Raw genomic sequence first — 23,348 nt, 5'->3', positions numbered from 1 at the left:
ATAATACTAGCAAATATAATAAAAATATCGATAGTGATGGTAACGCTAACAGCCGATAAAATAGAAGGTTCTTTTCACGGGAGTCGACATAGTTGTGAATCAAGATGACTCACCCCTAAGCTAAGTGGCCTAAGAGAGGGTTATTTTGTTTCTAAATGGTTCGATAGACAACACTATTAATACCCTTGCGGCAATTCGCTTGAAAGGTATTTCTCCAATATCTGTATGGAAAATTCACTGTCATGATGATTCCTGTATTCTGGCAATTTTCACTAGCAAACGCTACAGTTTTGGTTATAATATTTGTATTAATAGTCATTTACTAAAAAAGACTGGATGGTGCTGTAACACCAGAGGTCCACACAATAGCAAGTTCCCTTCAAGGGAGTCAGCATTGTGGGATAAAATAACCCATCCTGTTAGCTGCGCTGCTCAAGGGTGGGTTATTTTTTGTGTTAATTAAAAGATTTTTGTAGAAAATAGAACATTTTAATAAAATACTTTGTCAACGTTATATTTGGACACTAGTTTATTAATAATATATGTCTCATAAATATCTCGTTCCATTGGATCTTCTACTAAGCAAATATCGATTCTATGTACTTCGTCTCTGTGATCTTTAATAGGTGAAACAGTATCTTCAAAATGTTTTTTAATTCTTTGACGTAGTTTCCGTGCTTTCCCAACAAAAAGAAGTTCATCATTTATATTAAAAAATAAGAAAATGCCACCTTTATCTCTTGGTATTAGATGAAAATCAATAAATCCATATATATCTTTGATTCTTGGTTCATTTTCTTTCGGAAATTGTTTCCGTTCTGTAATCGTAATATCTGGAGTAGGAATGCTAATTTTTATCATGTTTCATCATTTCCCCTTTTGTGTAGAGATAATGGTATTATGTGTAGAAAAGAAATGAGTTATAACACTTAATTAATATACTTGATTCTTTCTTCAGTTCTCTCTAACTTTAAATCTTCACTATATTTCCTAGTCAACCGACTCACCCCAAAGGTTAGATTTTGGCTCTAACTTTGGAGTTCACTATATCCAGTGACCAACTTTATACACATATAACCAGACTAGCAAAGGCTATTAGCACGAAGAGAAGGAAAGTCTTGAACACATTTTTTGAAAAAATTGTTAACTAAGGTGCAAAATATTCCTGTCCCTTCGTGCGCGTTCTATTTCCATTGCTACTATCATCAGGTATAATGATAGTATGAATATCATATAATAAAAAAGACCGATAGTGCTGGTAACACTATCAGTCCATACAATAGCAGGTTCCCTCCAAGGGAGTCAGCCATTAAGGGATAATCCACACCTTCCATTAGCTTCTCAGGCTCAAGGGTGGATTATTTTTTGTCTCTAAAAGATACGATGGACAACACTAAACTAGCAAATGCTAGCATTAAAACTAATGTTTCAAATATTGTCATCATAGGCATCACCCCCTAACCATTGGGGTAATGCTGACCACCCTTGAGTTTACCTAGCTATTGTACAAATATTATAGCAAAAATAAGAACGATTGTTCTATATCATTCTTTCAAAAGTTAATGGGACATGGGGACAGGAAATGTCGTGCACACATTTTTTGACATTACTGTTAACAAACGTCCACGGTCTAGGAACAGGTATTATGTATTATATTAACCTGGAAATTGCTAACCCTTTTGTATTCTTCACTACGTATCTTCTAATGATTAGCGAAGTAAGAAACAAAGCAGTTGCAACATCGCTTTAGACAAAATGCCATTAAGTCTAGTTAGTGACTTAATGGCTTTTCAACTTCATAAAAAAACTTGTATGGGTCCTAGGACGCTATCCTTGCACCCCGATTACTCATCGGGACGACATTCCTGTTCGCTTGTTCAACCTATCTACGATACCTTTTTCACTGTATCTACGCTTGGTTGGTTTTTGAACTTTGGAAAGCCGATAAGGATAGCGATTACTCCGCAAATTCCTACTAAAATTGGATAGAAGGAGTATGGTACTAGGCTTACAGGTGAAATGGCAGCTAATCCTGCTGCTGCTAATATTTGACCACCATACGGGATAATGCCTTGGAATGCACATGAGAATAAATCTAGTAAGCTCGCTGATTTACGTGGTTCTATATCATATTGATCCGCAATGTTTTTCGCAAGCGGTCCTGTAATCATAATGGATATTGTATTATTCGTTGTTGCCACATCTGTAATACCTACTAAACTAGCGATCCCAAACTCTGCACCTTTTTTGGTTTTAATTTTACTAGTAACAAAATGAAGGAGATAATCAATTCCACCATTATGTTTAATAATACCAACCACACCACCAATTAAAAGGGCTACAATCGCTAAGTCTTCCATACTAATAAGCCCATTTCCAACCGATTGTAGATACCCGAAGAAATCGAATGCACCTGTCGAGAGCCCAATAATTCCAGCAAACACGATACCACCTAGTAATACGATAATAACATTCAGACCTGCGATTGCTGCACCAAGAACTGCTAAATACGGAAGCACCTTTACAATTTCATATGTATACTCCCCATCAATGTTAGCACTATTACCCGAAGTAAGAATGAATAGAATAATGGCTGTAATGATTGCACCAGGTAATACAATGAAAAAGTTTACTTTGAACTTATCACTCATTTTTGTTTTCTGGGTTCTAACAGCAGCAATCGTTGTATCAGAAATCATTGATAGGTTATCGCCAAACATCGCCCCACCAACAACTGTTGCCATTGCGAGTGCCATTGAGATATCGGTTTGCTCTGCAATCCCAATTCCAATTGGTGCTAACGCCACTACCGTTCCCATAGACGTTCCCATAGAAATCGAAATAAAGCACCCAATTATAAATAATCCTACTAGTAGAAAATTCTGTGGTAAAAAGGAGAGACCTAAATTAACAGTGGATGCAACTGCACCCATTTCTCTTGCTACTCCTGCAAAAGCACCAGCTAAAATAAAGATAATACACATTAAAATAATGTTGGAGTCGCCTGCACCTTTACAAAAGATCTCGATTTTTTTAGCAAAGCTTTCCTTACGATTCATAACTAATGCGATAACTGCAGCAACAAGTATTGCAACATTCAATGGCAATACGGAAAAGTCCTTTGCAAATACACCTACTCCAATAAAAAGGAGTACAAAAACAAATAATGGTAAAAGGGCATACAAGCTACCCTTATTAACGTTTTCCTCTGACATAATGATTTCATCCTCTCATTTTTCGCTACGATAAAATTAAATTTAATTCAAGTGTAAAAATTCTTTTATCTAGAGAGCTTTCTTAAGACATTGTCATACCCCCAGTGACATTCACACCTTGCCCCGTCATATAATCCGAAAACCTTGAAGTCAGGAAGATCACGACATTTGCCACATCTTCGGGTTTTGCAGTTCGGCCAAGTGGTACTTGAGAAATATCCTCCATTTCAATTGCGTGTGCATTCAAACCTCTTAATTGTCCACCGATGACTCGTTCACTTCGCTTCATGTCTGTTTCGACAATGCCCGGACAAACGGCATTCACATTAATTGCATGCTTTGCTAATTCAAGTGCCATCACCTTTGTAAAGCCCATTACAGCATGTTTGGATGCAACATAGCTTCCCATTAATCTGTACCCATTTTTACCAGCCTGAGAAGCGATGTTGATGATTTTTCCGCCTTGACCTTGTTTGATGAGATACTGAGCAACAGCCTGGCTCCAAAGGTAGACACTTTTTGCATTCACATCAAGCACCCGATCCCAGTCCTCTTCCTTTATGTCTACAACATAATCCATCGAGGAAATCCCTGCGTTGTTGACTAGAATATCTAGTCTACCAAAGTGTTTTACAGTTTGATCAACGTATCCATTAACTATTGAACTTTCTGTAATATCTGCTTGAAAATACAATATTTTTTCATGTAGAGATTCAGGGGACGGGGCCAAATCGATTACAGCCACTTGTGCACCACATTCAAGTAATGCATTAACGATTGCTTTACCAATTCCCCTTGCTCCACCAGTCACAATCGCTACTTTTCCTGTCAAATCCATCACATACATTAAAATCCCCCACTTCTTTTTACCAACTAGTTCAATCATTTTAAGCAGATTGAACACGGAAAATTCTCCCGTTAAATGTTTCCCTAATTACACAAAAATGCCTCTCTAGATAGAGAGGCATTCATCATTAATAGTAGCTACGCCTCTCTTATCTTTCAAAACAAACGTTTTGCAGGATTTAGCACCTTTTCATGTGTCAACATGAACGGTTGCCGGGTTTCATCGGGCCAGTCCCTCCACCACTCTTGATAAGAGAATATACAAATATATTAAACTTAATTTTATTGTTCCTAGTTTAAATTATCATCCCTATAAATGTCAATTAAAAAATTCGCGGAACTCTTGTGGTCCATATGAAAGCCATTTGGGACATGGGGACAGGAAAGTCATCCACACATTTTTTGACATAACGGTTACCAAATGTGTGCACGATATTATTATCCCCTCGTTCCATCGGATTACAAAACTAACATTATTACTCATTTCATTAAAATTTCGTCGATTAGTAATACTTCTTCATATTCCTTAAAAGTTGAAAAATTATCATCCGTATATCTAATACCTCTTAAGATAAGTAATTTTCCCTTTACAAGTAATTTTGTAATTTGTATTCTACTAGAAAAATGGGTAATCTGAGTTAATTGCTGCTTTTCAATATCATAAATAAACACATTGCCCCCAATTCCAACAGTCCCGTCCCCATAACCTTTAATAAGTGCAATCGTCTTTTTATTAAGCCAAACAGCATATTTAGGAATGTTTCCATCTTTATCAGGAGAAATAACTTCTTTAATGTATCCACTTTCCATATCATACATATAAAGACTTCCTGATCTCTCCCATTCTAAAGGCGAAATATAAATTGCTTTCTTTTTGTCAGGAGATACTTCGGGTTTAGAAGGAAAGTCTTCTGTAATGATAGTACTCTCTCCACTTGGGTTAATTTGTATTAACTTCTCATTGACTTCATCATACATAAGTTGGTACATCATTCTTCACTCCCATTAGGTAGTAAACCACGAATTAAAATACTTTTGGTCTCTGGAATGTGATAAATTATCTCTTCAATTACTGAAAGAGGAAACAAGATTATTTTAAAAGGTTAACTTTTTTCTATACTATTTAGGAAATCTAATTGATTTGGTGTAGGATTAAGTGGTATTACTAATACCCAAAAATCCGGTTGATGCTGAGCCGCTGTTGATATTTCATTATATAATACGGTACTACTAGGCATTCTTTTCCATTTTTTACATTGAAATATCCATTTTCTATCATAACCTAGATTAAAAGGTAATTCCTCATATCTAGTGGCTGTAATATCTCGTCCTCTTCTCTATTTATTGCAATTTCTACTGTAACATAATAAATTTCTTTTAAATTAGAAGTCTACTCAAACAAACTCATCTGTTCCACTTCCCCTAATCGTTCCATTGCTACCGGTTCGTGGTCTTGGAAGTAAGCATGATGGAGCCATTTTTCTTTCGTCATGACTTTTTTTGATGAATCTGTAGATGCTCTCAATCTGCAACTATATATAATTGGGAAGTAGTCTTGAAGGAATTTACCCTCTGCATGTGCTGTTAGAGCGATAATTTGAAATCCTAATTGCTCTGCGATGAAGAAAACCGGACTCAAGACGTGGTCACTGGATGCTTTACCGAATGGGTTATCTAAAATGACTGCTCGGTGCCGCTTCATGTTCGATTGGATATGCTGTCTCTTTTCTGCTACATAATTTAAAATTCCAAGGAACAAAGTCATATTTTTACTCCATTTTTCTCCACCTGACCATACATTACTTTGCTCCCAAGAGTATGAGCGTGTCGTCACTTTATTGTCATTCGTTACTTTGCGACAACTAACCTTCATCACTTCATTATTCATAACGATTTGGAGTAATTGCTTGGACTGTAGCCACATTTCAATATCTTTTCGAATTTTTGCTGCGTCCTCTTCCCCTTGATCATTATAAAAACGATCTGACTCTAGCTGCTGAAGTATCCACTCAATATAGTCTAGGATTCTTGTTTTTCCAATTTCCTCGTCCCATTCAGGTATATTAAAGTTAAAAATCTGCTTCCAATCATTAACTATTTTCACTTTCGTTTTTTTCGGAATTTGCTTAAGCTCTTCTGTAAGTGTAAGCAAATGTGTATGAATTTGTGTGACGAACAATTGCATATCTTCATCACTTTGGCGAATATGTTCATTTGCATAAACTGTTACTCTTTCTATCCGTTGCAGCATATTTCTTTTGAATTCAAGAATATCATCATATGATTGTTTCACTTCAATACCTGTTAAAGCCATTTGACGGAGTTTTACATCTGAGATTTCTGTATTACAAAACTCTCTAAATTTACGTTTTGCTCGTGCAACTGTTTCTTTCTCATTTTCCACTGCTGCCTTGCCTAATCTCAATTGATCTGTTATTGCCTTTATGAATTTTTTTCGGCTATAGGTGAAGTCGTTCAATTCTTCGTCGTTTAATCGAACTGCTTCGACGTCAGGTGCATTAAAATGGTGTCCTTCTATAAAAAGATCCAGACTATACTTTGCTTCTTGTAATTCTTTTACTTGCTTTTCCATTCTAGCTTTCTCTTGATCGAGGAAAGATTTTCGTTCCTTTAAATGTTGTTGTTCCTGCAATAATTTACTTTGTAGCTTTTCTACGCCTTCTGCAAATTCCACTATCTCGTAGGAAGGGTAGTCTTTTTTAAATTGAAGTAGCCTATTACTCAATAGCCCAAGTTGCTTATCTTTTTCCGATGCTTTTTCCTGAACTTTACGATTGGCGTTTTCAAGCTCTACCTTCAAAGCTTCTATTTTCCCGAAAAGAATACTCATCCTTTGCTTACCGTCCCCAGGAAATAGCATGTCTTCATCTAAATTTTGCTGTTCTTTTAGTAAATCATTGATTTGGTCATTGTTGGACTGGAGAAATTCGAGCACACCTTCTCTTTTTGCAATCCACTCCCCTTTAGTTCGATTAATTTTTTCTAGAGAAAACTTTAAATCTTGGATTTTATCTAAAAGAACTTGCTTACTTTTACCTGTAAAAATCGGGGTGAAAGATTGAACAGATGGATATGCCTCTTCTCTTTTTAATAAAATTAACTCATTTCCCAATTGATTCTTTCGATCTTGAAGCTCTCTTTTTTGATTCTCGAAATCTTCGATGAGCCTCATACAATTCGTCAAATCTTTCTGTAAATGTTGAAGATTTTTTTCTGCAAGCTGCTTACGCTCGCTGTCTTCTTCAAGCTCGCGTTCATAATGTAAATAATCCATCGCTTTGGAAATTTTTTCCCCAAGCCCTTGTTTTTCATCCCGATAATTGTTGATAGTTGTTTGGAAAACAGTAATAGCAGATTGGTGCTCCGCAATAGTTGTTCTAACTTTTTGTATCATAATTGCTAGTTCTTGAAGAAGGTTTGATAGCTTGTTTTTTTCTTCTTCTAACGTAAAGATTTTCTTATACGGATTTACTTCTAGAAATTTTGTTAATTCATGTAGGCATTCTTCCCAAACTTTTATCTCTTGTTCTTTTAACTCTCTAATAGCGGTTGTTTCGAATGCACTTTTCTTTATTTCCTTTTTCCAATTAGTAAATGTGCTAAGTTCAATATTTTCTCCCCAATGGCTAGGAGAAACCCAATAGTTAGCAGACTCCTCCTGAACTTCAACTGCTTCTTCCGTAGTTATGACAACAATAGGGAACTGCAATTGATCGGATATGCTCCTTATTTTTCCTATTAAAGCTTCCTTCGATTTGTTTGTCGTTACTAAAGTAAGTGGCCATAATGGATATTGTTTATACTTTTCTCTATCCTTTTCGTTCATTGATTGTACGTATTCAACACCAGTGACAACATAATCAAATTGATTTTTCCAGCTTTGAACTTTTTCTTCTAAAAAAGCATCCCCGAAAAATTGATCTTGTCTATCATAATCATCCACATAACGGTAAGCGATTCGCTCGCGGTATAATAGTTGATCTCGTTCCTTTTTTCGCTTTGTTATTTCATCCTCTAACCTTGTCCTAATTGCTTCCTCTTGTAAATGAATTTTTTCGATTGATGCCCATTGGGGACGTAGGGAACTAAGCAGCTTTATCACATGTTTTTGTTCTTCTATAAATTGATCTAGTTGATAGTTTACATTATTTTGCTTATTTTCCACTCTAGATTTTTCAAGCTGATTCTCTTCTAGCTTCTTCGTTAATACCTTTATCTCTCCCATTTTTTCTTTTTCTTGCTTTATGAAAGAAATAATTTCGTCATCAAGATATTGTTGACGCTTCGTCCATTTTTCCATTTCCTCCTTCATATCTTCCTGTGTCGGATTGGCAAGAAGCTGATTCTTTAAACGTTGTAAATCGTTTGTTCTCGTTTCTATTTTACTTTGTAAACTAGAAATTAAATTTAGTGCATCTCTTTCCTTATGCTCTATTTCTTGCTTCCTTCCTATTTCCCCTTCTAGTTTATTTATTATAGGGTTTAGCTCTAATGAAACATTTTTCCGTTGGTTTTCTAATCGTTCTTCCTCTTCCATATAAAAACCGCGCAACTCTTGTCTTGCTATTTCAAGTTTTTCTTCAAAGTCATTTACTTCATCCGTTTGTTCAAACGAAGCAAGCTCCTCTTCTATATGCTTTAATGAATCTTGCTTTTCCTTACGCCTTGCTTTTAAGTCAGACAATTTCAAGGAAAAATATTCCCTTTTATTCGTATGGAGTTCTTCTTCCTTTTTATTTCGATCGCCTAACACTTCCTTTAACTCCTCTTCCAGGCGTTTTAACGTTAGTTCTTCTATTAAAATTTCATACGAGGCAGACTTTACTTGATAAAAAGTTTCGGAAGTATTCCATTCCTCTAGTTTCGTTAATACTTCGGCGTGTTCAACGGTGGCTTTCGTTTGTTGTTCTATTGTTACCGTCCATGTACCTTTCGTGCGCTGTTTAGCTTTTTCATATTCTTTTTCTCGTTGATGTAATTTTTCATAAACAGATACATACTCTTCCAGTTCGCTCTGAATTTGTTTATTTTCTTCCAATGTTTCTTTTAATTTTTTATAGTTTTTAAAACTCGTATGCTGCTTTTCAAATAAGTCAGCAAACATATTTTCTTCATGACCATTTATAGAACGTTCTACCGTTGGAATAAGGAGTCGATCAAATAATTGATTCGTCGTTTTACAGTCGTCAAAAAATGCCTCTACCCCACCTTCCGAGCTATTAATTTTCACGATACTTTCCCATTCGCTTGAAATAATGTGGTACTGTTCTTCGATAAACGTTTTATATTCTTTAATAGTAGGAAATGTACGTGCCATAAATGAACGTTCACGCATACCACTATAATAATCTAGCATTTCCCCACGATCGGCCGTTCTCTTTCCGTCTTTTCCACCACGAACGAAAGGAATACCTTCTATTCCGTGTGGATCATTCCCATCATATTCGTACACATATCGATAAGAGTCTAAACCGTTCTTCGTCATAAATAACGTTACGGCTGTCACAACGTACCGACGTGGTTGATCATTCATAATCCATTCAATTGCAATATGTGCAGGGGCGTTTTCAAGCTGGAGTGTATTTTTAATTTTCCGATCTGCTAAATCAACATGAGGTAAAATGGCCTGCAATGCCGTTTGAATGAGCACTGTTTTCCCGCCACCGTTTTCAAGTAAAATGGCACCGTTATGTCCTTCAAATAAAAAAAGCTCATCATTATATCTCTTATTACCTTCTTCGTAAACAACATTAGTTAATCTAATTTTACTAATGGCTGGCACGTTCATCCCTCCGATCAAATCCGTATATGAACTCCAATATTCCTTTGTTATATTCTATTTCCATGAAAAATCTCTGAATAATCGTTTTCGCCTTTTCCGTTAACGTTATTTCATCGTTTCCAATTTCCTGTATTAGTTGTTGAGAGAGTAAAAACCTTTTTACTGTATCGATAAAGCTTAGACGGCTTATCGTATTTCCGCTCTGTTTTTTAACTGTTTCTTTAATATCATCCATATCGTCCCATTTTTCGATAATCAATCTCCAATTATAGGAAAACTCTTTTTCTACTTCTTTTAACTCTTCCTCATCATGAGATTTTAATTGGTCAATTCGCTCTTGAATAAATCGAATCCACTCATCAAGTCGAATAAATTGTCTTGTCGGCTCATTACTTTGATACGTGTCGTAAAAGCTACCGAATAGAATAATTGTGGAAAAATAAAGTAAGTATATATCACCATTAGTGGAACTAGAGCGTAAAAAATTCTTTTTGATCCAGTCGTTGCTTACATGAAAAAAAGAGAGCTTCGTTTTAGGAACTAAGAAAAGTTGTTCACTTGTAGATATCACTACCGCATCTACTTCCTGGCTAAACATCTCAAGCAGTCCACGAATTTCATCATCTGCTCGGTATAGTTGCACTGCTTCACGATCTGCCACTCCATCTCTAGCAAGCTTTGTATATAATTGAAAGGCTTTAATGATTTTTTGTTCAGAGTAATTCATTTAATTCTCCTCCAAAGTTATCTCCATATCTTGAATAGAATAACGGGAATATCTATTTATGATTTCGTTTCCTTCTTGAATAACTAGTATTTTTGTCTCTAATAATGATATAGCATCTCCTAATAGTGTTTTTCCTTCTTCCTCGTCTAATTCTCCATTTACAATAGGAGATCGTTGATGTAAGATGATCCAAAAGTCATAAAAATAACGTTGTTCGTAAATAGAAGAAAGGCTATTCCTATCGAGATAATCCATAAATTGAGTGAGCGTTGAGATTTTTTCTTCCTCAAAAGCTAACAAATAATATTGCATAAGCTCTTTAAATTTTGCTTTCAACCAATTTCGATAAGGTAAATTCGGTTCCTCATCTAGAACGGAAAGAAAACTTTGTTCCACCTTTTCTTCACGTTCCTCTGATATGTTTTGTTCAGCAAAAACAGTTAATGGCGACCATTGAACGTTTTGCTCAACCTGTAAAAAAGGATGAAGAACGCCTTTCATCGCATCCATCGGTAATGGCGTAGATACGATTTTCGAAACAATGTCTTGATCGAAGTTAAATGACTGAATACCTGTATAGTAAAGGGATTCTTGTGCGGCTAATAACGTTGTATTTTTCATACTTAGTGTTTTATCTAGCAATCTAGAATGATCATAATGAACGGACTCTAATTCACCTGTTATTTTTACTATTAGCTCATACGTCTTTACTTCTTTTTTATGAATATCTTTAGAAAAAAGTCGCTCTCTTGTCTCTTTTACAAACTGACGCAATTCTTTAAATTCTTCATCTTCTCTTATTAGACGTCCATAAATATCCTCTAGAAGCTGCTTGTATCTCTCAAAAGTTTCCTCTGAGACGATGCTCCGCTGAATTTCGTGCTTCAACTTATTCATTCTCTCTTCTAAACTCTCAACATCAATACGCATTTCGTTAATTTGTCTTAACGCACCTTTAAATTCCCCTTTATCAAGCTGCTTCCTTAACATTAATTGATTGATAGAAAGTTGAAATTCACTATAAAACTCTTTCGTTGCAAAAACTAACTCTAATCCATCTTCATCCAACGTATAGTATTGTGTGTTCGTTTTTAAATCAAATGCATTAGCCTTTAGTATCGAGTACTCAATGAATTGTTCTCGTTGCTCTTCCCAATTAAAATAAGAATAATCTCTTTTTCTACCAGTAGTGGGTCGAAAAGTTTGTATAATCGTTCGAGCTAACCTTTCATAGCTCGCATCATTTAATACGTATTGAGAAGATACTAAAGATTTTAAAAATGAGGCCAGTTCTTTTACTCCCGTTTTATATTGCCTTAATAGCTTGTTCTCAAAGAAAAAGAGCAAGGATAATAGCCCTAAACCTTTCATATCTATTGTATTCTGATTAATGTCTGTTTCTCTTTTTCGGTCTAGTTCAAATAAAGGGTCAAACAATGCAAGCCTTCTCATCCGCTCTCTATATCCACTCGTTATTTCCTTTAACTCATGCTTGTCCAAAATAGTCCCTCCAAATCTGTTGTAACTCCTTTGTATTTAAGGATTCTTGTGGATAATACTGTCCGTTTGCAAGTAATGTTTTTATTTGCTCTTGCTGATTAGTCTCAAAACAGTTTACAAAAGACTCCAGCGCTACCAATCTTTCTTTTTGATATTCCTTCCCTTTTGCAGGTGATTTCTTTAAACACGCATTGTAAAAAGGTAATGCAAGTTCGACTCTTCTCTTCTCATTCAACGAATACCATATCGATATTCCTTCACGGTCAATATCTCCAAAATAAAGAAAACGATGATCTGCTTTAATAGGAAACTGAAATGGAAACTGTTCAATACTTGCGATAACAGCTTTTCCTTTTCCATAAATGATAGTTGAGAAGTCTGTTTCTTTTAACACTTCGACTAAACCTTGGTATGTCGTTTTATTTTCTACAATTAAATGATATTGAATGTCGTTTGATAGATTGGAAGGATGTACTGCTAACATAAGAGGATCTGAAACAGGTAGTATATGAAGCTTATCAAATAATTTAATTCTTTCAAGAAGTTCTTTCCCGCCTTTTTCATCTATCCACTTTTCATCTCCAACTATTTCATAGCTTCTTTCAGCTGCAGGTACACGGTCTGTAGGAAAGGAATTTTGTTTAAGGTATACATCTATTTTCTCGATAAAAGGTAAGTCCTGTTTCCATAAAGATTGGTCTTTTGAGTAATACTCGTCCAAAATAATAGAAGAATGAAAACGTCTACGATATTGGACAAGTTCTTGATGAAAATCTTCTACAAGAAGACTTTTGTTAATTCGGTATTGAAAAGCAAGAGACGGTATTCTACTGTTTCGCCCTTTCGATTTTACCATTACTAAAATGGCTGATTTCTCCAACTTTAATACTACCTTTGCAAATTGCTCGTATGATTGAAAAGATGATGTGAACATATGTTCAAGCTCTGTTAGTCCAATCGTTTTCTTACTATATGTATTCAGAAATTTTTTCATCTCTTCCAATTGCTTACACTCCTATTTACAATCTTTGTATATTACTATTTTACTAGAAAGAGACAAGTATTAAAAGTGAACATGGAGACAGGAAAGTTATCCACACATTTTTTTACATTGCTGTTAACAAATGCGTGCACGATATTCCTGTCCCCTCGTTCCACAAATGTAGCAATGATAAATTTATTTTTACAAGGTTTAAATTGTATTTTCAACCAAAACGAATGTAGAGTATCATTCTACATTCGTTTTAATTTTCTTATTCCTGTGCAATTTGTACAGTTGTACGATATAAAAGTTCAGTACCTAATGAGATATCTTCAAAGGTTGAAAATTCCTTTGGGTTATGGCTTATTCCATCCTTACAGCGGACAAAAATCATCCCGTATTCACACTCATAAGACATGGCTAGTGAATCATGAAATGGGCCACTCATTAGTTCGATTGGTTCCAAGCCAATCTGTTGAATCTCATTATGCATAATTTCTTTTATTCTTTCCGAACAATATCGTGGTTCACTATTCGTATCTTCCCTAATGTTACAATGAAGCTGATGTTCCTCTGTGATCTCTTTAATCTTTTGATGCAACTGTGCTTCTAGCTTATGACGTCTGTTGAGGTCAATATCCCTTAAGTCCACCGTAAAACTTACCTTTTCAGGAATGATATTGCGCGAATCCGGGAAAACTTGTAAACTACCAACTGTACCAACCGTTGGAGCTCCTGGTTCTTGACTTGCGATCTCATTTAAAGCAATGATAATCTTTGCGGCGCCAACAAGTGCATCTTTTCTCATTTGCATTGGAACGGAACCTGCGTGTCCTGCAAAGCCTTCCAATTCAACCGTTAGCCAGAGTGGACCGGAAATCCCTGATACAATTCCAACAGGTTTATTCATAGTATCTAAAACTGGCCCTTGTTCAATATGCAACTCAAGGAACGATCCAATGCTTCCTCTCGGATATTCTGACTCTTTAAATTTTGCTGGATCACAGCCAAAATCAATGAGTGCCTCTCGTCTTGTAATACCATCTTTGTCCTTCCGTTCTAACTCCCCGTCTTCTAGCTTTCCGAGAATTCCTCTAACACCAAATAACCCTTTATTAAAGCGGCAACCTTCTTCATCAGAAAAAGCAATGACCTCAATCGGGCTGTTAGGAACAATCTCGTTTTCTTTCATCGTTTGAACAACCTCAAGGGCACCTAATACTCCAATTGTTCCGTCAAATCTTCCACCATATGGCTGGGAATCGATATGAGACCCTAACATTAAAATCGGTTTGTTTGGATTTTTCCCTTCCATTCTGCCGATTAAGTTTCCAAAATGATCAATTCTAGCTTTTAGTCCTGCTTCCTCCATCCAACCTTTTACGGTTTCTACCGCTTGGCGGTCCTCCTTAGAGAGGGCAAGGCGACACACTCCCGTTTCTCCAATTTTCCCTATTTTTGATAAGGCAATAATTCTCTCTTGTAGCCGTTCCTTATTGATCGTAAGCATTTTGACACCCATTGAATCATCCCCTATTCATTGGTCACAAAAGGTAGGTTATGTGCTTTTGCAACTTCCTCATAAACTACCTTTCCTGCCAAGAAAATCACATACTCGTCTCCAATCATTTCATTGAGTTTTTCCTCAAGTTTAATCGTTGCTCGTGTAGCTTTCCTATCTGCTATACGAAGTAAATAAAAGAGTTATTTTTACATTTTTCCAATGAAAATGAAAACATAAGAAAGCCGGTACCCTATGATTTATAGATATCGGCTGCCATTGACACATATTGAAAGCTTAAGCGCCTTCTTTTTGTTGCTTAATAAGCATCACAGCAAAATATTTACGCCCTTCTGGTGTCACAATGTGTAAGGTTTCTTTCTCCTCTTCTTTACAAAAATCTACAAATGCTCCACTCAGGTTTTCAAGTACATTTGTAATTTTATAGCCTTTTTGAAGCAAAACATCCATTTTATCCCTTTCCTGTAAAAAGAGTTGATATTCGGACATGTATTGACACTCCTTTGCCTTCATACATTGATTGTACTGTGTAGATGTATTACGATTCTACCTCAGCCTCATACATATTTATTTCTTCCTCGACGCTTCCTCCAGGTAGAGCCCAATTTAATAAAACGCCTAAAATTGCTGCCAGGGCCATCCCGTGAATTTCAAAGTTTGCTGTAAATTTCATGATTGCTCCACCAATTCCAACCACTAAAATGACCGATGAAATGATGAGGTTGCGTTTATCGCCCAAATCTACTTTACTATCAACGAGCATCCGTAATCCAGAAGCAGCAATGATTCCAAATAGTAATAGGGATATACCTCCCATCACAGCTGTTGGTATCGAGGTAATAAGTGCCGTAATTTTACCGATAAACCCAAAGAGAATAGCAAACACAGCTGCCCCACCGATTACAAAGACACTAAATACTCTCGTAATGGCTAAGACACCAATATTTTCACCATACGTCGTATTCGGAGGACCTCCCATTAATGCGGCTAGCATGGTGGCAAATCCGTCTCCCATAATCGAACGGTGCAAACCTGGCCTTTGAATTAAATCTTTATGAACGACTTTACTTAATACCATTTGATGTCCAATATGTTCAGATAATGTAACAATTGAAACAGGTACCATTAGTGCAATAATACTTAGGGTTACTGTGGGGGAATAATGAACAAATGGAAAAAGAAAATCGGGTACTTCGAAAATCTTGGCAGCCTTGACACCCGATAGGTCAACTAAGCCAACAAGAGCAGCAAAGATATATCCTCCAACAATACCAATTAATACTGGAATTAAATTCAAAAACCCTCTGAGGAAGATTGAACTTAAAATGACAATCGCCAAAGTCACCAATGCAACGGTAAAATGAAGGAGGCTATATTCGCCACCTGAATTATTCATCGCCATACCAACCGCTGTTGGTGCAAGGCTAAGTCCAATCACAATGATAACTGGTCCTACAACAACAGGTGGAAGTAATTTAACCAACCATCTATGGCCAGTTGCTTTAATGACTAAAGCTACGATCCCATAAACAACACCTGCTAAAAAGCTTCCTATCATCGCTGCACCAGGACCATCTGCCGCTGTTGCAGCAATAATCGGTGCAATAAATGCAAATGAGGAACCTACATATGCTGGAACTTGACCTTTCGTAATAAGTAAAAATGTAAGGGTACCAACTCCGCTTGAAATTAGGGCTACACCTGGACTTAAACCAACAAGATACGGAACTAAGATCGTTGCACCGAACATGGCAAACAAATGCTGAATGCTTAAAATGAAAAACTTACCTGGTGGTGGATTCTCGTTTATCCCCAGTACAACCTTCGTATCTTCACTGCTCATTACCAAATCCCCCTTTACTTTTTTCAAATTTGGTCTCACTACCTTCCCGTTGAAACTCCCCTTTCCATAAAAACGGAATCTTTAAATCAATCGTGTAAATTACAACACCCTCTCTGAATATTATTTTAAATATTCCGAATTACAAAGCCGCTTTACTTCTCTATTTAATGAAGAAAGGAGACTTTACTCCCTCCTTCGTCGATCATAAACTACAAGGTTGCCGATGTATTTTTACATTTTATACGTTTCCCCGTATTTTGCTCGTTTGATAAATTGACCTGCCCCTTGTTTTCCGACAAACTCTTTATTACGGATAACAAATTCTCCTCTTGAAAGGACGGACACTGGTTCCCCTATAAATGTCATTCCTTCAAATGCACTGTAATCAACTGCCATATGGTGGGTTTCTGCAGAAATTGTTCGTTCGATGTTAGGGTCAAAAATGACAAGATCGGCATCTACTCCAACCGCTATTGTTCCTTTCTTTGGATACAATCCAAATAGCTTTGCCACTCTAGTTGAGGTTAGATTAACAAATTGATTTAGCGTAATTCTGCCTTTTTTCACACCTTCTGAAAATAAAACGGTGAGGCGTTCTTCAATCATTGGACCCCCATTTGGAATTTTCGAGAAGTCACCTAAACCTAATTCTTTTTGTCCTTTAAAATCAAAGGAACATTGATCCGATCCAAAAGTGTGAAGCTGTCCTGTACGTAATGCATTCCACAACACATCTTGGTTCCATTTTTCACGAAGCGGAGGTGACCAAACGTATTTCGCTCCTTCGAAATCTGGCTTTTCTAGATAGGATTGATCCAGAACTAAATATTGTGGGCATGTTTCTCCCCACACTTCATAGCCCTTTTCTCTAGCTTTTGTAATCGCCTGTACGGCATCGGCACATGAAACATGGACTACATAAAGTTGCGAATTCGCAAGTCCTGCAAAGGTTGCTGCTCTTTCGGTAGCCTCCCCTTCGATTTCCTGTGGTCGAGTTAATGCATGGTAGATCGGTTCGGTCTTTCCTTCACTTAATGCCTTTTTTACAAGAAAGTCGATGACATCTCCATTCTCTGCATGAACCATGACGAGCGCACCTAAATCTTTCGCCGCAACGAGTGTTTTATATAACGTTTCATCATCTGCTTGAAGGACATTTTTATAGGCCATAAATACTTTAAAGGATGTAATTCCTTCCTTTTCGATCACGGATGGAAGCTCATTTAATACAGCATCCGTTACCTCACCGATCGATAGATGGAAACCGTAATCAATGACTGCTTTTCCTTTTGACTTTTGATGCCATGTCTGTATGGCATCTTTTAGCGGCTCCCCTTTATTGGATAAACAAAAATCTATAATCGTCGTTGTTCCTCCAAACGCAGCCGCCATTGTTCCCGTTTCAAAATCATCCTTCGTGACTGTACCTCCAAACGGCATTTCTAGATGAGTATGAGGATCAATCCCTCCTGGAAATACATAACATCCATTTGCATCAACGGTTTCTACGCCTTCCGTCGAAAGATTGTGCCCAATTTGGCTAATGACTCCGTTTTCCACGAGAATATCTGCTTCGTACGTATCCGTTGCTGTTACAACGGTTCCGTTTTTAATAACCTTTTTCATCCATTATCCTCCTTCTTAAACTATTAACCTTTATTTTATTGAGTCTGTTTTACAACTAACTGCACCAAGAGCTGCTTGACGTTCATTCCAAGTCATTGGAGGTAACCCACTCGGGACTTCCACCATATCAATTGCACCTTCAACGGGACAAACAATGGAACATAAGTTACATCCGACACAGTCTTCTTCTCTAACCTTTATGATGTTGTAGCCATTTCCGTCCTTTAGCATATCAATACACTGATGGGAGGTATCCTCGCATGCAATATGGCATTTATTGCAATTTATACACACATCATTATTGATTCGCGCCACGATTTTATAGTTAAGATCTAGGTCACCCCAGTCAGAATACTTCGGAACGGTTTTTCCTACGATATCCATAACCGAAGCAAGCCCCTTTTCATCTAAGTAATTGTCTAGCCCTTCAATCATGTCCTCTACAATTCGAAAGCCATGATGCATAGCTGCCGTACACACCTGAACACCTGAAGCTCCCATTAGCATATATTCCACCGCATCCTGCCAAGTTGAAATGCCACCAATTCCTGAAATTGGAATGTTAATATGAGGACTTCTTGCACATTCAGCTACCATATTAAGGGCGATCGGTTTTACAGCAGGGCCGCAATATCCCCCATGTGCACCTTTCCCTCCAACATGCGGGATCGTATTCCACGTATCAAGATCGACACCCGCTAAACTATTAATCGTGTTAATCATACTGATGGCATCGGCTCCTCCTCTAGTAGCAGCCTCTGCAGTAGCCGTTATATCTGTAATATTAGGAGTAAGTTTAACAATGACAGGTGTTTGAGCAACCTCTTTTACCCAGTATGTTTGTTGTTCTACAAGAGAAGGCACCTGGCCAGATGCGGAACCCATCCCTCGTTCGGCCATGCCATGCGGACAACCAAAATTGAGTTCTAATCCATCTACACCTACTTCTTCTACTCTTTTTACAATTTCATGCCATTTCTCTTGTTTTGGTTCCACCATCAGTGAGGCAATGATCGTATGGTTTGGAAATAGCTTTTTTGTTTCTTTAATTTCTTTTAAGTTAACTTCTAGTGGACGATCCGAGATTAATTCAATATTGTTGAAGCCCGCTACTCGTTGTCCATTGAAACTCACTGCTCCAAACCGAGAAGTTACATTTAAAATGGGATCACCTAATGTCTTCCATACAGCTCCACCCCACCCAGCTTCAAATGCACGTTGAACCTGGTATCCTGAATTTGTTGGAGGTGCAGAAGCCAACCAAAATGGATTTGGGGACTCAATTCCTGCTAAATTGATACGTAAATCCGCCATAGAAACGCCTCCTTTTTGCCATTAAAGTTTTTTATTTAGAAACTGCACTAACCATTGCTTTGTGTAATGAATATGCCGCATCCTTCCCTTGTTGTGCGGCTGAAACGACCATTGCTTCTCCTTGGCCTTTTCCGAAAATAACGTCGCCACATGCAAACACCTTTTTATTCGATGTTTGGAGTGTTTCTTGATTGATTTTCACCACTCCACCGTCATGCTCAAGACCGAATTGCTCGATAAGATCTGTATATCTTGTTTGACCAATTGCTTTTATAACAGCGTCTACCTCCAAAATAAACTCGGATCCCTTCATTGGTACAGGTCGCCTTCTCCCATCCTCACCCGGTTCTCCAAGCTCCATTTTGATGCATTCAATCGCTTTTACACGCCCTTGATCGTCACCTATGATTCTCTTAGGAGCTGTTAACCATCTAAATTCAACACCATCTTGTTTCGCAAATTCATATTCAAAATCATAGGCAGTCATTTCTTCTAATGTTCTTCGATAAAGGATTTTTACATTTTCCGCTCCTAAACGTATCGAACATGTCGCTCCATCAATGGCCGTATTCCCTGCGCCAATCACAACAACCCGTTTTCCTAAGAAACGATCAGTAATTGGTTTTGTTTTTGTTTCTTTTACAAATTCGATAGCATCGTAAACGCCATCCAATACTTCCCCATCAATACGAAGAGGAGGAACCTTTGACATTCCAATTGCTAGAATGATGGCATCGAAGTTTTCTAAAATTTCATCTACTGTAACATCCTTCCCCACTCTCGTATTTGTCCGTATTTTCACATCTACGCTTTCTACTTGCTTTACTTCCCAAAAAGAAATTTCCTGTGGAAGTCTAAAGGAGACAATTCCATATGTGTTCAAGCCACCAGCTTTTTCTTCCGCTTCAAAAATCGTCACATCATAGCCAAGTAAACCGAGTTCTCTTGCCGCTGAAAGACCTGCAGGACCGCCGCCAATAATCGCCACTGTTTTTCCATTTTTGTTACCTGGTTTAAAAAGCACCTGTTCATTTCGTATCGCCCAGTCTGTTGCATATCGTTGTAAATCACCTATCATAATCGGTTTTGTAGAATGATTTAACACGCAAGCCCCTTCACAAAGCTCATCTGTCGGACAAACACGAGCACAGCTAGCTCCTATCGGATTGGATGTCATAATCGTTTTGGCGGATCCTTTTAGATTTCCAGAAGCAATTTTTTTAATGAAGGTAGGGATATCAATTCCAGTAGGGCATGCAGTTATACAAGGGGCGTCATAGCAGTAAAGGCAGCGATTCGATTCCTCCATCGCTTCACGGTTCGTTAATCCAGGTTTTACTTCATGGAAGTTCCTTTTTAAATCTTGATATGAAATTCTTGTGTTTGATAGACTCATAGATTTACCTCCTTTATATAATGAAATTTACACCATACAATAGACAATTCGAGTTCAAATTGGCGTATTCGCCCAATTTTTGAACCCACATGATGTATAGGTCACAAAGACGCGCCACTGAGATGTTGCTTACTTACTCTTTGATTTTTGGCTCAAGACTTACCTAAAATAAATCGTGCATCCGATAGAGTTTTAACCATTATTCAGGCAGGTACTTCTGCTGGATAATGGTTAAAATGCAAATAAAAGAACGTTCATACAGAAAGCGTTTACATTCTAATATTAGTTCCATCTACTAACTTTTATGACAAAACAGAGACTAGTTTTCAAAATATTAGGAACTTTAAGTCTATTTTGCTTTTACTTGTTTTTTTGGCATTGACCATCCCATTCACAAAAGTAGGTGGTGTTGATGGAAAATACACAGTTTAATTCATGACTGATTGTTCCTTCCTATTTCAACTGCCCTTTTCCAATGCTGGATACCAGAAGTGAACATGGGACAGGAAAGTCGTTCACAAATTTTTTAACATTTCTGTAAGCGAATGTGTGAACAAATCCTGTCCCCTCGTTCTCCATTAGATTCTCGACATTGACAGCTACCCCTAACGGCTCCCCTTGTCCACCCCCTAGGATAATTAGACTCCCACTACTAATATGGTATTCTAGTGCTATAGAGAAATAATAGAAAGGTAGATGGAGATGTATACAAAACAAGACTTAATCGAGTCTCTTAAACAATTAGGTATCGATGAAAATGGAACATTACTTGTTCATTCGTCGATGAAAAGTATTGGACAAGTACAAGGTGGCGCAGATACCGTCCTTGATGCTTTATCGGAATATATGAAAAATGGCCTTTTGGTTCTACCTACTCATACATGGTCCTATATTAAAGCGGAAAATCCACGGTTTTATGTCGATGAGTCCCCATCATGTGTTGGTGTACTAACTGAACTCTTTCGGAAACGGCCTGGTGTGGTACGCTCCTGGCATCCCACGCATTCTGTCGCTGCATTAGGAAAAGGAGCTCATGAATTTGTTGCAGGAAATGAAAGATTTGATACGCCATGCGCAAGGGAATCTGTTTGGGGGAAATTACTCGATCACAAGGCAACAATTTTGTTGTTAGGGGTCGATTTACGGAGATGTACGTATATTCATGGAGTGGAAGAGTGGCTTGATATTCCAGGTCGACTGACGGAAGAACACGAAACGCTTTATACGGTCTTACCAGATGGAACGGAAATCGTCGTACCACAACGAAGACATATTGGTCACACTTCTGAAAAATACGGTCGCGTAGAAGATGTTTTTCTAAATAATAATGCGATGTACAAAGGTAAATTTGGTGATGCCACCGTTAGGGTTTGCGATACAGTAAAAATGACAGACTTGTTATATCCTTTACTAGAAGAGAATACAACATTATTTTCATAGATTCTACTAAATTGGTGCGCAATGCAAAAAATTAACAGAGATAATAGCAATCATCACACTTGTCACCAATAAGCCCTGTTAGCGATATTTCAATCTACTAACAGGGCTTTATTTTTATGCAATTTCCTTTTAGAGCATTTTTATTAGAAAAACACCAATGACCATAATAATGAGTCCTACTACTTGAATTAATTCAATTTGATTTTTTATAGATTTGAATAATCCAAATTGAGCCACTAAAAGGCTACCTGCAATTTGACCGAACAACACTAGAACTACTGTTTGTCCGGTACCTATTTGACCTACAAGATAAACATTAATTAAAACATATAGTCCACCTATGACTCCACCAATCCATACCCACCACGGTGCTGATTGCTTAATAGGCTCCTTGATTTTGGTAAAACTTCGCTCCTTTAGTCCAACTATCAATAATAAAGTGATAAAACCAACTAAAAATGAGACAAAGGCAGCATGAAAGGAAGAATGAAGAGCTACACCTAACTGTCCGTTGACAGCTGCTTGTATAGAAACTAACATTCCTGCACCAATTCCAATAAAACGCCATTTCCATTGGTTCACCTGTTTTTCCTCTGTAGAATCTGATCCTTGACGATTAGCTTTGATTTCTGGTAATACAACAGCTAAGAAAATACCTAATAATACAAAAACCACACCGAATACTCGGTTCATACCGAAAGGCTGTACGATTGAATTAAACAGGCCGAAATGATCGATAAACATTCCCATCACAATAATCCCTAATATCGGCATAACAGTCGTTTGAACACTTCCTATTTTAGGAAAGAGCTGTATATTTGTTGTTAAAAAAACGACACCACAAAAACCACCAATCCAAATCCAAATCGGTTCACTTGTAAACAAGGATAGAGGTACACCTAAAGAGGAACCACTTATTAATGTACTAATAGCCAAAAAGATCGTTCCTACTAAAAAGGAAACCATGGAAGCAAAATAGGGGGAAACAACAAATTTTCTCAACTGTGAATTTACGGCTGTTTGTGCAGCTAAACCGAATCCTATTCCGATGCCTAAAAAAGCTGTAATCATGATTCCCCTCCTTCATCGAGTAAAGCATACCACAATACGTTTACAAATGAATATTTTTTTAGA

Annotated in this window: 17 protein-coding genes and 1 riboswitch; of the genes, 1 reads left to right on the top strand and 16 read right to left on the bottom strand. The window is 37.2% G+C overall.

Annotated features, from left to right (window positions below; genetic code table 11):
• Nucleotides 1-489: 489 nt before the first annotated feature.
• The 15 genes from O1A01_RS09540 to O1A01_RS09470 form a co-directional block, all read right to left on the bottom strand.
• Nucleotides 490-861 (bottom strand): nucleotide excision repair endonuclease, encoded by a 372-nt coding sequence (locus O1A01_RS09540; protein WP_270066090.1) that lies wholly within the window; start codon nt 859-861, stop codon nt 490-492.
• 497 nt (nt 862-1,358) lie between these two features.
• Complete coding sequence (locus tag O1A01_RS09535) at nt 1,359-1,451, bottom strand: putative holin-like toxin (protein ID WP_270066089.1); 93 nt, start codon at nt 1,449-1,451, stop codon at nt 1,359-1,361.
• A gap of 435 nt (nt 1,452-1,886) precedes the next feature.
• Nucleotides 1,887-3,215, bottom strand: a complete 1,329-nt coding sequence (locus O1A01_RS09530) for a Na+/H+ antiporter NhaC family protein (RefSeq protein WP_270066088.1) — start codon at nt 3,213-3,215, stop codon at nt 1,887-1,889.
• An 82-nt stretch (nt 3,216-3,297) separates the two neighbouring features.
• On the bottom strand, nt 3,298-4,119 hold the full coding sequence (locus tag O1A01_RS09525) for an SDR family NAD(P)-dependent oxidoreductase (protein ID WP_270066087.1): 822 nt from the start codon (nt 4,117-4,119) through the stop codon (nt 3,298-3,300).
• An 88-nt stretch (nt 4,120-4,207) separates the two neighbouring features.
• Nucleotides 4,208-4,317: riboswitch (SAM riboswitch) on the bottom strand.
• Nucleotides 4,318-4,541: 224 nt separating this feature from the next.
• On the bottom strand, nt 4,542-5,054 hold the full coding sequence (locus O1A01_RS09520) for a DUF4652 domain-containing protein (protein WP_270066086.1): 513 nt from the start codon (nt 5,052-5,054) through the stop codon (nt 4,542-4,544).
• 397 nt (nt 5,055-5,451) lie between these two features.
• Nucleotides 5,452-9,864 carry a coiled-coil domain-containing protein gene (locus tag O1A01_RS09515; protein ID WP_066411282.1) on the bottom strand — a complete coding sequence of 1,471 codons (4,413 nt, stop codon included), beginning with the start codon at nt 9,862-9,864 and terminating at the stop codon, nt 5,452-5,454.
• On the bottom strand, nt 9,851-10,591 hold the full coding sequence (locus O1A01_RS09510) for a DUF6063 family protein (protein ID WP_066411284.1): 741 nt from the start codon (nt 10,589-10,591) through the stop codon (nt 9,851-9,853). The genes O1A01_RS09515 and O1A01_RS09510 overlap by 14 nt, the downstream gene beginning before the upstream one ends.
• The gene (locus tag O1A01_RS09505; protein ID WP_066411287.1) at nt 10,592-12,091 is read right to left on the bottom strand and encodes a replicative DNA helicase; all 1,500 of its coding nucleotides are present in this window, start codon (nt 12,089-12,091) and stop codon (nt 10,592-10,594) included.
• Complete coding sequence (locus O1A01_RS09500) at nt 12,078-13,085, bottom strand: Wadjet anti-phage system protein JetD domain-containing protein (RefSeq protein WP_084380120.1); 1,008 nt, start codon at nt 13,083-13,085, stop codon at nt 12,078-12,080. Before O1A01_RS09500 ends, O1A01_RS09505 begins: the two co-directional genes overlap by 14 nt.
• A gap of 259 nt (nt 13,086-13,344) precedes the next feature.
• Entirely contained in the window at nt 13,345-14,595 is a 1,251-nt protein-coding gene (locus O1A01_RS09495) for a M20 family metallo-hydrolase (protein ID WP_066411292.1), read from the bottom strand.
• A 276-nt stretch (nt 14,596-14,871) separates the two neighbouring features.
• Nucleotides 14,872-15,084: a hypothetical protein gene (locus O1A01_RS09490; protein WP_066411295.1), complete on the bottom strand. Its 213-nt coding sequence runs from the start codon at nt 15,082-15,084 to the stop codon at nt 14,872-14,874.
• A 49-nt stretch (nt 15,085-15,133) separates the two neighbouring features.
• Nucleotides 15,134-16,438: a solute carrier family 23 protein gene (locus tag O1A01_RS09485; protein ID WP_066411297.1), complete on the bottom strand. Its 1,305-nt coding sequence runs from the start codon at nt 16,436-16,438 to the stop codon at nt 15,134-15,136.
• A gap of 231 nt (nt 16,439-16,669) precedes the next feature.
• A complete protein-coding gene (hydA, locus tag O1A01_RS09480) occupies nt 16,670-18,064 on the bottom strand; it encodes a dihydropyrimidinase (protein ID WP_066411299.1) in 1,395 nt (464 codons plus the stop codon).
• A gap of 30 nt (nt 18,065-18,094) precedes the next feature.
• Nucleotides 18,095-19,378 carry an NAD-dependent dihydropyrimidine dehydrogenase subunit PreA gene (gene preA / locus O1A01_RS09475; RefSeq protein ID WP_066411301.1) on the bottom strand — a complete coding sequence of 428 codons (1,284 nt, stop codon included), beginning with the start codon at nt 19,376-19,378 and terminating at the stop codon, nt 18,095-18,097.
• 31 nt (nt 19,379-19,409) lie between these two features.
• Nucleotides 19,410-20,774 (bottom strand): NAD(P)-dependent oxidoreductase, encoded by a 1,365-nt coding sequence (locus tag O1A01_RS09470; RefSeq protein WP_066411303.1) that lies wholly within the window; start codon nt 20,772-20,774, stop codon nt 19,410-19,412.
• A 702-nt stretch (nt 20,775-21,476) separates the two neighbouring features.
• On the opposite strand from O1A01_RS09470, the gene O1A01_RS09465 reads away from it, so the two are divergent.
• On the top strand, nt 21,477-22,214 hold the full coding sequence (locus tag O1A01_RS09465; RefSeq protein WP_066411312.1) for an AAC(3) family N-acetyltransferase: 738 nt from the start codon (nt 21,477-21,479) through the stop codon (nt 22,212-22,214).
• Between the two features lie 129 nt (nt 22,215-22,343).
• Here the strand turns inward: O1A01_RS09465 and O1A01_RS09460 are convergent, their stop codons facing one another.
• Nucleotides 22,344-23,285, bottom strand: a complete 942-nt coding sequence (locus tag O1A01_RS09460; protein ID WP_066411314.1) for a DMT family transporter — start codon at nt 23,283-23,285, stop codon at nt 22,344-22,346.
• Nucleotides 23,286-23,348: the final 63 nt, after the last annotated feature.

Source organism: Sutcliffiella sp. NC1 (assembly GCF_027594365.1).
Taxonomy (GTDB): Bacteria; Bacillota; Bacilli; order Bacillales; family Bacillaceae_I; genus Sutcliffiella; species Sutcliffiella cohnii.
The sequence above is the reverse complement of the archived record's forward strand: the minus strand, read 5'-3'. Positions and strand labels throughout refer to the sequence as shown.